This window comes from Thermomonas fusca (assembly GCF_005862345.1).
Lineage (GTDB): Bacteria > Pseudomonadota > Gammaproteobacteria > Xanthomonadales > Xanthomonadaceae > Thermomonas > Thermomonas fusca.
The window spans coordinates 122,377-134,752 of record NZ_SROY01000001.1; the positions used below are offsets into that span (position 1 = coordinate 122,377).

Genomic DNA, 12,376 nt, shown 5'->3' on the forward strand with positions numbered 1-12,376 from the left:
GGAACGCCCGCATGCTGCGCTGGTTCGAATCCCGCCTCGACCCCTTCCCCGACGCGCCGCCGACGCAGCCTCCGGCGAGCCTGTACGCGTTCTGCCGGCACTACACCCGCGGCGCCGAGCGCTGGCTGCTGCTGATGGCCGCCACCACCGCCGCCATCGCGCTGGCGGAAGTGGCGCTGTACGCCTACGTCGGCGCGCTGGTGGACCGGATGAACGCGCTGGGCGTGGCCGGCTTCCTTGCCGCGGAAGGCCCGCGGCTGGCGTGGATGGCGCTGCTGGTCGTCGTCGTCCTGCCGCTGCTGACGTGGCTGAACTCGGCGGTGCAGCACCAGACCCTGCTCGGCAACTTCCCGATGCGGATCCGCTGGAACGTGCACCGCTACCTGCTGCGACAGTCGATGGGGTACTTCCAGGACGAGTTCGCCGGCCGCATCGCCACCAAGCTGATGCAGACCTCGCTGGCGGTACGCGAGACCGTGGTCAAGCTGTTCGACATCGGCAACTACGTGCTGGTGTATTTCGGCGGCACCCTGCTGGTGGCGGCCAGCGCGGACTGGCGGCTGATGCTGCCGTTCGCCGGCTGGCTGGCCTGCTACGGGCTGCTGATGCGCTGGTTCGTGCCGAGGATGGGCAAGGTGTCGCAGGACCAGGCCAATGCGCGCAGCACCATGACCGGCCGCATCGTGGACAGCTACACCAACATCGCCACGGTCAAGCTGTTCTCGCATTCGCAGCGCGAGCAGGCCTATGCGCGCGAGGCGATGGGTGGCTTCCTGTCCACCGTGTACCGGCAGATGCGGCTGGCCACCTGCGTCTACAGCCTGCTGTACGCGCTGAACATGACGCTGCTGTTCGCGGTGGCCGCGCTGGGCATCTGGCTGTGGCTGCACGGCATGGTCAGCGTGGGCGCAGTGGCGGTGGCGTCGGCGCTGGCGCTGCGCCTGCTGGGCATGTCGCACTGGATCATGTGGGAGCTGTCGGCGCTGTTCGAGAACATCGGCACCGTGCATGACGGCATCAGCTCGATCTCGCTGCCGCCGACGGTGGACGACATACCCGCCGCGCCAGCGCTGCCGCAAGTGCGCGGCGACGTCCGCTTCGAGAACGTGGCCTTCCACTACGGCAAGGGCAGCGGCGTGATCGAACGCCTCGACCTGCAGATCGCGCCGGGCGAGAAGATCGGCGTGGTCGGTCGCTCGGGCGCCGGCAAGTCCACGCTGGTCAACCTGCTGCTGCGCTTCCATGACGTCGAAGCCGGGCGCATCACCATCGATGGCATCGACGTGGCTTCTGTTCAGCAGGATTCGCTGCGCGCGCAGATCGGCGTGGTCACCCAGGACACCTCGCTGCTGCACCGCTCGGTGCGCGAGAACATCCTCTACGGCCGCCCCGACGCCAGCGAGGCGGACCTGCTGGAGGCCGCGCGCCAGGCCAATGCCGATGGCTTCATCGCCGAGCTGGTGGATTCACACGGCCAGCGCGGGCTGGATGCACAGGTGGGCGAGCGCGGGGTGAAGCTGTCCGGCGGCCAGCGCCAGCGCATCGCGATTGCCCGGGTGCTGCTGAAGAACGCGCCGATCCTGGTGCTGGACGAGGCGACCTCGGCGCTGGATTCGGAAGTGGAGGCGGTGATCCAGGAAAACCTGTACCGGCTGATGCAGGGCAAGACGGTGATTGCCATCGCGCACAGGCTTTCCACCATCGCGGCGATGGATCGGCTGGTGGTGATGGACGCCGGCCGCATCGTCGAGGCCGGCACGCACGACGAGCTGCTCGCGCGCGGCGGACTCTACGCGCAGCTGTGGAAGCGGCAGTCCGGCGGTTTCCTGGAACTGGACGCGACCACTGCCGACTGAGCCGGCCCGGCGCGCATCGCGCATACTTGCCGAACCGCTCCCGAGGACACCGCCATGCGCATCGCCCTGCCCCTTGCCCTGACGCTGGCGCTGGCCGCCTGCGCCACCGCCGCGCCGGAAGAACTGCTGGCGCAAGGCGCGGTGCCGGCCACCCGCACCGAAGCCAACGGCGACGTGGTCACCGAGTACCGCGTCAGCGGGCGCCTGACCATGGTCAAGGTGGTGCCGGCGCGCGGGCCCGCCTATTACATCTACGACCGCAACGGCGACGGCGTGGTCAACGACGCCGACGCCAAGGGCGGGCCGATGACCTATTACAAGCTTTTCAGCTGGTAAACGCGCCGCGCATCACGCCGGCGTCAGGTTCGCGTACGCCAGCACCAGCCATTTGCTGCCCACCTCGTCGAAGTTCACCTGCACGCGCGCGTGCGGGCCGCTGCCTTCCACGTCGGTGACGAAGCCGGTGCCGAACTTCGGATGGCGCACGTTGGCGCCCAGCCTTACCGGCGGTGCTTCCAGCGGGGCGTGGCCGAAGTCGCGGCGCGGCTGCTGGGCGAAGCCGCCGCGGGCGAAACTGGGCTGCTGCTTCGGGCGGATCTCGCGCAGCAGCGGTTTCGGGATTTCGCGCAGGAATCGCGACGGCAGGCCGTACATGTCGCTGCCGTGGATGCGCCGGCTTTCGGCGTGGCACAGCACCAGCTGCTGGCGCGCGCGGGTGATGCCCACGTAGGCCAGCCGGCGCTCCTCGGCCATGCGGCCCGGCTCCTCGGCCGAGCGCATGTTGGGGAACAGGCCTTCCTCCAGCCCGACCAGGAACACCAGCGGGAACTCCAGGCCCTTGGCGCTGTGCAGGGTCATCAGCTGCACGCCGTCCTCGCCGGCCTGTGCCTGGCCCTCGCCGGCCTCCAGCGCGGCGTAGGCGAGGAAGGCGATCAGCTCCGGCATCGACGCGGCGTCTTCCTCGTCGCCACGCACGAAGCGCGAGGCCACCGACACCAGTTCGTCGAGGTTGTCGGTGCGCGAATCCTGCTGGCCGCGCGATTCGTTTTCGTAATGCACGCGCAGGCCGGAGCGGGCCAGCACGTGGTCGGTCTTTTCCGCCAGCGGCATCGCCGCGGTTTCGCTGGCCAGCGCGTCGATCAGCTGGATGAAACCGGCGATCGCATTGCGCGCGCGGGCTGCCAGCGTCGAGTGCTCGCACAGCCGGCGCGAGGCCCGCCACAGCGACTCGCGGTGTTCGCGGGCGGCGCGACGGACCTCGTCCAGCGTGCGGTCGCCGATGCCGCGCACAGGGGTGTTCACCGCGCGCTCGAACGCCGCGTCGTCGTCGCGGTTGGCGAGCAGGCGCAGGTAGGCCAACGCGTCCTTGATCTCGGCGCGCTCGAAGAAGCGCATGCCGCCATACACGCGGTACGGGATCTGCCGCTTCAGCAGCTCCTCTTCGAACGCGCGCGACTGCGCGTTGCTGCGGTAGAGGATGGCGGCGTCGCCGTGACTGCCGCCGTCGCGCACCCACTGCGAGATCCGGTCCACCACGTAGGCGGCCTCGTCCATCTCGTTGTAGGCGGCATACAGGTCGATAGCCTCGCCTTCGCCGGCCTCGGTCCACAGGCGCTTGCCGAGGCGGTCGTCGTTGTGCGCGATCACCGCGTTGGCGGCATTGAGGATATTGCTGGTGGAGCGGTAGTTCTGCTCCAGCCGGATGGTCTGCGCACCGCTGAAATCACGCAGGAAGCGCTGCACGTTCTCGACCTTGGCGCCGCGCCAGCCGTAGATGGCCTGGTCGTCGTCGCCAACCACGAACACCTGCCCCTCGCTGCCGGCCAACAGGCGCACGAAGCCGTACTGGATGGCATTGGTGTCCTGGAATTCATCGACCAGGATCTGGCCGAAACGGTGGCGGTAGTGCGCCAGCAGGCCGGGGTTGTCGCGCAGCAATTCATGCGCGCGCAGCAGCAGCTCGGCGAAATCCACCAGCCCGGCGCGCTCGCAGCGTTCCTGGTAGGCGGCATAGGCGCGCAGCAGGGCATCGTTCCACGGGTCGTTCGCGGCCGGCTGGATGTGCTGCGGACGGCGGCCTTCGTCCTTCTGCGCGTTGATCCACCAGACGATCTGGCGCGGCGGAAACTGGCCGTCATCCAGCTCCAGCTGCTGCACCACGCGCTTGACCAGGCGCAGCTGGTCGTCGGAATCCAGCACCTGGAAGCCTTCCGGCAGCTTCGCTTCCTGCCAGTGCAGGCGCAGGAGGCGGTGGGCCAGGCCGTGGAAGGTGCCGATCCACGCGCCGCGCGGCTCGCCGCCCAGCTGCGCGGCGATGCGCGCGCGCATCTCGCCCGCCGCCTTGTTGGTGAAGGTGACGGCCAGGATGCCGTGCAGAGGCACCCCGAACACCTCGTGCAGCCAGGCGATGCGGTGGGTGAGCACGCGGGTCTTGCCGGAGCCGGCGCCGGCCAGCACGAGGTAATGGCCGGGCGCGGCGGAAACGGCCTCGCGCTGGGCCGGGTTCAGCCCATCGAGAAGGTGGGAAACATCCATCCCGCCATTCTACCGGGGCCGGTCACGCCGTCCCTTCCTCAGTGCGCCTGCTTGCCGTTGGACACGCCGTGCATGAGCTTGTCGGTCCAGGCGATGCCGACGGCCGAGAAGATGAACACGCAGTGGATGATGGTCTGCCACATCACCCCGGCCTCGGTGAAGCGGTTGCCGGGCGCGCCGAGATCGCCGATTTCGATGAAAGTCTTCAGCAGGTGGATCGAGGAGATGCCGATGATCGCCATCGCCAGCTTGACCTTGAGCACGCTGGCGTTGACGTGGCTCAGCCACTCCGGCTGGTCGGGGTGGCCGTGCAGGCGCAGCCGCGAGACGAAGGTCTCGTAGCCGCCCACGATCACCATCACCAGCAGGTTGGAGATCATCACCACGTCGATCAGACCGAGCACGATCAGCATGATCACGATCTCGGCGCTCTTCTCGGGCTCCGCCGGCACCGCACCGTTCGCCACCGCCTCCGCGGCGTGGCCACCGAGGAACACCTGGTCGATCAGATGCACCAGCTCCACCCCGAACTGCCAGACGTAGATCGCCTGCGCCACGATCAGGCCCAGGTACAGCGGCAGCTGCAGCCAGCGCGAGGAGAAGATCAGGGCGGGCAGGGGTGACAGGCGTGGGTTCTGATCGGGCTGCATCGGCGGGAGCGGTCAACTGGGAATGTTGCATTGCAGCGGTTGGCGCCGCCGCCGTCAACCGCCCGGGAAATCGTTTGCAGTGCCTCTGGAAGACCTATACAAGCCGCCGCCGCGGCTGTGTACTGCGGGGACTGGGGAGCGGGCGCGGCGTCGACGGACGTTGGCCCGTCGATGACGACCACCAACCGGCGGGGCACCATGGCACAGCAGCAGACCCGATGGGCGCAGTTCAGCGTCCTGATCACCGTGTTCTTCTTCTGGGGCTTCGTCGCCGCCAGCAACGACATCCTGATCCCGGTGTTCAAGAAGGCGTTCGGACTGACCCAGGCGCAGAGCCAGGGGGTCTCGGTGGCGTTCTACGTGGCCTACACGGTGGGCTCGCTGGCCTACATGGCGGCCTCGAAGCTGCTGGGCCGCGACCTGCTCGACCGCATCGGCTACCGCAACGGCATCTGCCTGGGCCTGCTGGTGTCGGCACTCGGCACCCTGCTGTTCTATCCGGCCGCCAACACCGGCTCCTTCGCGCTGATGCTGAGCGGTCTGTTCATCGTCGGCCTGGGGTTCGCCCTGCAGCAGATCGCCGCCAACCCGCTGGCCATCGTGATGGGCAACCCCGCCACCGGCGCGCAGCGGCTCACCCTGGCCGGCGGCATCAACAACTTCGGCACCACGGTGGGGCCGCTGCTGGTCAGCCTGGCGATCTTCGGCAGCGTGGCCACGGGCAACGAAGAGGCCAGCATCGAGAGCGTCAAGATCCCGTACCTGGTGCTGGGCGCCGCCTTCGTGCTGGTGGCGCTGTTCCTGCGCCTGTCCGCGGTGCCCAACCACATCGCGCTGGAGCCGGCCGCGGACGACGCCACGCGCGACACGGGCCCGGCGGCGCGCGCGTCCGCTTTCGCCTACCCGCAGCTGGTGCTGGGGATGGTGGCGATCTTCCTGTACGTGGGCGTGGAGGTCTCGACGGTCAGCAACCTGCCCGCCTACCTGCACGAAGGCCTGGGCATCGAGACCCACCATCTGGCGCCCTACGTCTCGCTGTACTGGGCCAGCCTGATGATCGGCCGCTGGACCGGTGCGGCCGGCGCGTTCGAGGTCGGCGCAGGCGCGCGCCGGGCGCTGACCTGGCTGCTGCCGTTCCTCGCCTTCGGCGTGTTCCTCGCGGTGAACGCGATCGCCCGCCACGACGTGTCGCAGTTCCTCGGCTATGCCGGGGTGATCGTGGTGATGGTGGCGGCCACCCTGCTCAGCCGCGGCAACCCGGCGCGGATGCTGCTGTATTTCGCGCTGTGCGGCATCGTCGCCCTGCTGATCGGCATGGCCACCACCGGCAAGGCCAGCATCGTCGCCTTCATCAGCGTGGGCCTGTTCTGCAGCACCATGTGGCCGTGCATCTTCACGCTCGCCATCGCCGGGCTGGGCCGCCACACCAACCAGGGCAGCAGCCTGCTGATCATGATGATCATGGGTGGCGGGCTGGTCAGCTGGGCGCAGGGCGCGCTAGCCGACGCGGTGGGCGTGCACGCCAGCTTCTGGGTCGGCGTGGCCTGCTTCGGCTACCTCGCGTTCTACGCACTGCGCGCCGGCGCGGCGCTGCGCCGGCAGGGCATCGACCTCGACCGGCTGGCGGCCGAGCGCGGCCACTGACGCAACGCCGCATTGCCTCCGTTGCAACAGTGGCGGCGCTAGAGTGGCGCTCCCCGCGTAGGAGCACCTTGCCATGATCGACCTGTACTACTGGCCCACCCCGAACGGCCACAAGATCACCCTGCTGCTGGAGGAAGCCGGCCTGCCCTACGCCATCCATCCGGTGGACATCGGCAAGGGCGCGCAGTTCGAACCGGCGTTCCTGGCGATCTCGCCCAACAACAAGATGCCGGCGATCGTCGACCGCGCGCCCGCCGACGGCGGCGAGCCGATCAGCGTGTTCGAATCCGGCGCGATCCTGCGCTACCTGTCCGACAAGGCCGGTCGTTTCACCGGGGTGGCCGCCGGCGCCGACGCGCAGGCCGCGCTGCGCCAGCGCATCGTGGTCGACGAGTGGCTGTTCTGGCAGATGGCGGGGCTGGGCCCGATGACCGGCCAGTACGGCCATTTCCACGTCTACGCGCCGGAAGTGGTGCCCTACGCGCGAGAGCGCTACCGCAAGGAAGCCGAACGGCTGCTGGGCGTGCTCGACCGGCGGCTGCAGGGCCGCGCCTTCATCGCCGGCAACGACTACAGCATCGCCGACATGGCCTGCTATCCGTGGGTCGGCGCCTATACCTCCGCGCCGCTGGACCTTGCGCCGTTCGCCAACGTGCGCCGCTGGCGCGAGGCGATCGCCGCGCGTCCAGCCACCCAGCGCGCGTATGCACTGGCGCAGCAGGTGAACCCGGATGCGGGCAAGCCGATGTCGGACGAGGAGAAGACGGTCCTGTTTGGGCAGGGCCCGCGCTGAGCCCGGAAACGACGACGGCGCCCTGCGGCGCCGTCGTGCGTTGCGGAACTGGCGAAGCCGTCAGAACTGCGGTTTGACCTCGAAACCCTTCGCCGGTTCGGCGCCGAGCAGGTTCTTCACGAAGTAGTCCCAGCGCCGGCGCATCACGTAGTAGCTGTCCGCGCCGAAACCGTGGCGCGCGTGCGGCAGCAGCAGCAGGTCGAAGTCCTTGTTGGCCTTCATCAGCGCATCGACCACCTGCAGCGTGGACTGCACCGGCACGTTGTCGTCCATCATCCCGTGCAGCAGGAAGAGTTTCCCCTTGAGGTTCTTCGCCAGCGCGGCGTTGTCCTGTCCGGTGTAGTTGGTGGACCCGTCGGCCTTCTTTTCCAGCAGACCGTGGTAGCGCTCGGCCCAGTCGTCCTCGTAGGTCAGGTTGTCGTGGTTGCCGGATTCGGCGATGCCGACCTTGTACACGTCCGGGTAGCGGAACATCGCCGCGGCGGTGGCGTTGCCGCCGCCGGAGTGGCCCCAGATGCCCGCACGGGTGGTGTCGATCCACGGATGGCGCTCGCCCAGCTGCTTCAGCGCCGCCACCTGGTCGGGCAGGGTGTTGTCGGCCATGTCGCCGTACCACGCGTCCTGGAAGGACTTGCTGCGCAGCGGCGTGCCCATGCCGTCCACCGCGATCACCACGAAGCCCAGCTCCGCCAGCGCCTGGTGGTCGCCGTGCGCGGGCTGGAAGCTGCGGCTGCGCACCGAACCCACCTGCGGACCGGGGTAGATGTAGGTGATGACCGGGTACTTCTTGTTCGGATCGAAGTTGGACGGCTTGAACATCTGGCCGTACAGATCCGTCTTGCCGTCGCGCGCCTTGACCGTGAACGACTCCGGCGCCACCCAGCCGGCCGCCTTGAGGCGGGTCAGGTCGGTCTTTGCCAGCGCCGCCACCTGCTTCCCCTCGGCATCACGCATCAGCGCCACCGGGGCGTCGGCGATCGTCGAATGCACGTCGACGAAATACTTGCCGTCCTCGGACAGGGTCACCGCATGGTTCGCGTTTTCCGGGGTCAGCAGCCGCGGCTCGCCGCCGTCCAGCGACAGGCTGTAGAAGTGCGAGAAATACGGGTCGCGCCCGGCCTCGCGGCCGACGCCGGTGACCCACAGCCGGCGGCTGGCCGGATCGAGCCGGAGAACCTTGGTGACGTTCCAGTCGCCGCTGGTGAGCTGGCGCTTCTGCTCGCCGGTCGCCAGGTCGTGCAGGTACAGGTGGCCCCAGTCGGACTTCTGCGAGAACCACAGGAACTCGTTGCTCTCCGGCAGGTAGCGCCAGTTCACCGAACTCAGCGCGGGCGCGCTCTGGTACTGGGTGGCCACGGTTTCGGTGAACACGTCGCGGACCTTGCCGGTGGCGGCATCGGCCACGCGCAGGGTGGCCGACTTGTGGCCGCGGTCGGTGCTGACGAAGGCGAGGGTCCTGCCGTCCTTCGCCCACTGCACGTCTTCCCAGCCGTCATCGCAGACGATGTCGTCGCTGCAGGTGGAGCGGTGCTGGTCGGCCGGCATCTGCAGGCGCACGACGTTCGGCTTGGCGCCGGACAGGTCGATGATCACGCGTTCGATCAGCGTCACGTCCTTGTCGCCGGCGAACGGGTACTTCCACTGCTGCACTTCTGGCGCGCCGACATTGGTGCCGACCATGGTCATGGTGCTGGTCTTGCGCTGGTCCTGCTGGAAGCTGGCGATCTTCTGGCCATCGGGCGACCACACCACGATGGCGTTGTCGGTGTGCTTCCAGCCGGCGTTGTCGGTGGCATAGCCGTAGTCGGGCTTGCCGTCGAAGGTGAGCTGGGTTTCCTGGCCGCTGGCGAGATCGCGCAGCCACAGGTTCCAGTCGCGGATGAAGGCCGCGCGCTTGCCGTCGGGCGAGGCCGCGCCGGGCTCGCTGCCGGACTTCGGCGCGGGCTTCGCCTCCACCTTGCAACCGTCGGCGGCGCAGCGGAACGCGCTGCCAAGGCCGCGCAGCAGCAGGCTGCCGTCGGCTTCGCGTTCGACCTGCAGCGGCGGCAGCTTGTCGGGATCGACCGGCTTGCCCTTGCCGGTGGACGCCGCGTTCATCGCCGCCGCCAGCGCCTTCGCGTCGAACGCCGGTGCGGACTTGCCGGTGGCCGGATCGAAGCGCAGCACCTGCACCTTGCCGTTGTCGGCCAGCCGGTACACCAGGGTGTCGTCGTCCAGCCAGCTGGCGCCGCTCAGCGCCTGGTCCAACAGCGGTGCGGTGCGGTCACCCAGCATCTTCACCGCGCGCTCGTAGTCGGCCGTGGTGACCGCCTGCGCCGTCGCCGTGCCCGCGCCCGCCATCAGCAGCGCCCCCGCCAGCCAGACCGCGTTCGAATGTCGTGCCATTGCATCCCCGAGAGTCCTCGCGCCCGTGCGCACCGCCGGCGATGCTAGCGCGTGGCCCGTCGCGGCGCCCGTGCCAATGGTCGGGGCCGTGACCGGCGCCTCATGCCGGCGCGCTATCATTCGCGCCCTGATGTCCTCGCTGCCCACCGTCGCCTCCCCGCCCGCCAATCCGCTGCGCATCGACCTCGTCGACGCGTCGCTGGAGGCCGTGCTGGCCGAGCCGGGATTGCTGGCGGCGTTCACATTCGACGCCACCCCGACGCCCCGCCGCGACGACGCCCGCCACCTGCGGGTGGCGCTGGCCCCGGCGCCTGGCCGCGCGGCGCTGGAGTGCTGGCGGGTGGATGGCCCCGTGTCGCACGGCCGCGACGGCGACATCGCCTGGAGCCGCGGTGGCGGGCTGCAGTTCGGCGCGCTGGAACTGGCCGACGACGGCGACATCGAGGCGGTCGCCGACGCCGCCTACCGGCGCCTGCAGCAGTGGCTGTCGCGCAGCGACCATCCGCATCCGCTGCGGATCTGGAACTACCTCGACGCGATCACCGAAGGCGACGGCGACAACGAGCGCTACCGGCGCTTCTGCGTCGGCCGCGCGCGCGGCATCGGCCGCGAACTGGCGCCGGGTGAACTGCCCGCCGCCACCGCCATCGGCCACCCGCAGCGCAGCGGCCGCTTCCAGCTGTACTGGCTGTCCGCGCAGCAGGCCGGCACGCCGCTGGAGAACCCGCGCCAGCTGCAAGCCTGGCGCTATCCGCGGCAGTACGGGCCGCAGCCGCCCGGCTTCGCCCGTGCCCTGTTGCCGGCCTCGGACGCGATGCCGCTGCTGCTGTCCGGCACCGCCGCGGTGGTCGGCCACGCCTCGCAGCACGGCGATTCGCTGGAGGCGCAGCTGGACGAAGTGCTGGTCAACCTGCAGAGCCTGATCGACACCGCCCGCCAGTTGCGCCCGGCGTTGTCCGCCGCCCTCGGCGCCGGCTCGCCACTGAAGGTGTACGTGCGCGATGCGGCTGCGCTGCCGCAGGTCGATGCACTGCTGCAGGCGCGCCTGCCGGGCGTGCCGCGGCTGTTGCTGCACGGCCACGTGTGCCGCCGCGAGCTTGCGGTGGAGATCGACGGCAGCCACGCCTGACCCGGGTCCGCGCTTGCATTGACCGGCGACATCCTGCATATCGTGCAGCTGGACAATCCGGGGGAACGCGCATGGGACTGGTCAGCCTGATCTGGGGCATTCTTTCACTGCTGTGGATGTTGCTGGCGCTGGTGCCGCTGCTGGGTTGGGGCAACTGGTTCATGATCCCGTTCGCGGCCGTCGGCGCGATCCTCGCCATCATCGCCATCGCCACAGGCAAGGGCCGGGTGACCGGCATCATCGGCCTGCTCCTGTGCATCGTCGCCATCGGCATCGGTTCGATCCGGCTGCTGATAGGTGGCGGCATCCTCTGATCGCCGGCGGCGGGCGTAAAATGCCCGCATGAACACGCCCGCAAACCGCTTTCCCGTCCGTCCGCGGCGCATGCGCCGCGACGAGTTCTCGCGCCGGCTGATGCGCGAGCACGTGCTGACCACCAACGACCTGATCTACCCGGTCTTCGTGCACGAGGAACAGGGCCGCGCGCCGGTCGGTTCGATGCCGGGCGTGGAGCGGCTGTCGATCGACGAACTGCTGCGGGTGGGCGAGCAGGCGCTGGAGCTCGGCGTGCCGGTGCTCGACCTGTTCGGCGTGCCGGATCCGTCCGCCAAGACCGCCGACGGCCGTGTCGCCTGGGACGAGGACGGCATCATCCCGCGCGCCATCCGCGCACTGAAGTCGCGCTTCCCCGAACTCGGCGTGATGACCGACCAGGCGCTGGACCCGTACACCACCCACGGCCAGGACGGGCTGATCGACGAGGCCGGCTACATCCTCAACGACGAGACCATCGAAGCGCTGGTCAGGCAGTCGCTGGTGCACGCCGCCGCCGGCGTGGACGTGCTGTCGCCGTCCGACATGATGGACGGTCGCATCGGCGTGATCCGCGACGCGCTGGAAGCCAACGGCTTCATCCACACCCGCATCATGGCCTACAGCGCCAAGTACGCCAGCGCCTTCTACGGCCCGTTCCGCAGCGCGGTGGGCAGCGCCGGCAACCTCGGCAAGGGCAACAAGTACACCTACCAGATGGACCCGGCCAACTCCGACGAGGCGCTGCACGAAGTGGCGCTGGATCTGGCCGAAGGCGCCGACATGGTGATGGTCAAGCCGGGCCTGCCGTATCTGGACGTGCTGTACCGGGTGAAACAGCACTTCAAGCGCCCGACCTACGCCTACCAGGTCAGCGGCGAATACGCGATGATCAAGGCCGCCGCGGCCAACGGCTGGATCGACGAGAGGATGGTGGCGATGGAGGCACTGACCGCGTTCAAGCGCGCCGGCGCCGACGGCGTCCTCACCTACTTCGCGCTGGACGCCGCGCGCTGGATGAAGGCCTGATCCGACAGGCGCGCGCCGCAGCGGCGCGATGAAAGGCAGGGAG

Annotated in this window: 10 protein-coding genes; 7 read left to right on the top strand and 3 right to left on the bottom strand. The window is 69.2% G+C overall.

Annotation, left to right across the window (positions count from 1 at the left end; translation table 11 throughout):
• Window positions 1-11 precede the first annotated feature (11 nt).
• Both E5S66_RS00570 and E5S66_RS00575 read left to right on the top strand, forming a co-directional pair.
• The gene (locus E5S66_RS00570) at window positions 12-1,856 is read left to right on the top strand and encodes an ABC transporter ATP-binding protein (protein ID WP_138346570.1); all 1,845 of its coding nucleotides are present in this window, start codon (window positions 12-14) and stop codon (window positions 1,854-1,856) included.
• Window positions 1,857-1,910: 54 nt separating this feature from the next.
• Window positions 1,911-2,192: a DUF2782 domain-containing protein gene (locus tag E5S66_RS00575; RefSeq protein ID WP_138346573.1), complete on the top strand. Its 282-nt coding sequence runs from the start codon at window positions 1,911-1,913 to the stop codon at window positions 2,190-2,192.
• A gap of 12 nt (window positions 2,193-2,204) precedes the next feature.
• Here E5S66_RS00575 and uvrD read toward each other — a convergent pair whose 3' ends face one another.
• The gene (gene uvrD / locus E5S66_RS00580) at window positions 2,205-4,391 is read right to left on the bottom strand and encodes a DNA helicase II (protein WP_138346576.1); all 2,187 of its coding nucleotides are present in this window, start codon (window positions 4,389-4,391) and stop codon (window positions 2,205-2,207) included.
• Window positions 4,392-4,429: 38 nt separating this feature from the next.
• On the bottom strand, window positions 4,430-5,041 hold the full coding sequence (locus E5S66_RS00585) for a YqhA family protein (RefSeq protein ID WP_038054044.1): 612 nt from the start codon (window positions 5,039-5,041) through the stop codon (window positions 4,430-4,432).
• A gap of 171 nt (window positions 5,042-5,212) precedes the next feature.
• Between E5S66_RS00585 and E5S66_RS00590 the strand changes: the two genes are divergently transcribed.
• The gene (locus tag E5S66_RS00590; protein ID WP_246037094.1) at window positions 5,213-6,685 is read left to right on the top strand and encodes an MFS transporter; all 1,473 of its coding nucleotides are present in this window, start codon (window positions 5,213-5,215) and stop codon (window positions 6,683-6,685) included.
• 73 nt (window positions 6,686-6,758) lie between these two features.
• Entirely contained in the window at window positions 6,759-7,478 is a 720-nt protein-coding gene (locus E5S66_RS00595) for a glutathione S-transferase N-terminal domain-containing protein (RefSeq protein WP_138346579.1), read from the top strand.
• A 60-nt stretch (window positions 7,479-7,538) separates the two neighbouring features.
• On the opposite strand, the gene E5S66_RS00600 is transcribed toward E5S66_RS00595, so the two are convergent.
• A complete protein-coding gene (locus tag E5S66_RS00600; RefSeq protein WP_138346582.1) occupies window positions 7,539-9,863 on the bottom strand; it encodes a S9 family peptidase in 2,325 nt (774 codons plus the stop codon).
• Window positions 9,864-9,993: 130 nt separating this feature from the next.
• On the opposite strand from E5S66_RS00600, the gene E5S66_RS00605 reads away from it, so the two are divergent.
• From E5S66_RS00605 to hemB, 3 genes are all read left to right on the top strand, one after another.
• Window positions 9,994-10,992, top strand: coding sequence for a chorismate transformation FkbO/Hyg5 family protein (locus E5S66_RS00605; protein WP_138346585.1), 999 nt, complete (start codon window positions 9,994-9,996; stop codon window positions 10,990-10,992).
• A 71-nt stretch (window positions 10,993-11,063) separates the two neighbouring features.
• A complete protein-coding gene (locus E5S66_RS00610) occupies window positions 11,064-11,306 on the top strand; it encodes a hypothetical protein (protein WP_038054046.1) in 243 nt (80 codons plus the stop codon).
• Between the two features lie 28 nt (window positions 11,307-11,334).
• The gene (hemB, locus tag E5S66_RS00615; RefSeq protein ID WP_138346588.1) at window positions 11,335-12,333 is read left to right on the top strand and encodes a porphobilinogen synthase; all 999 of its coding nucleotides are present in this window, start codon (window positions 11,335-11,337) and stop codon (window positions 12,331-12,333) included.
• Window positions 12,334-12,376 lie beyond the last annotated feature (43 nt).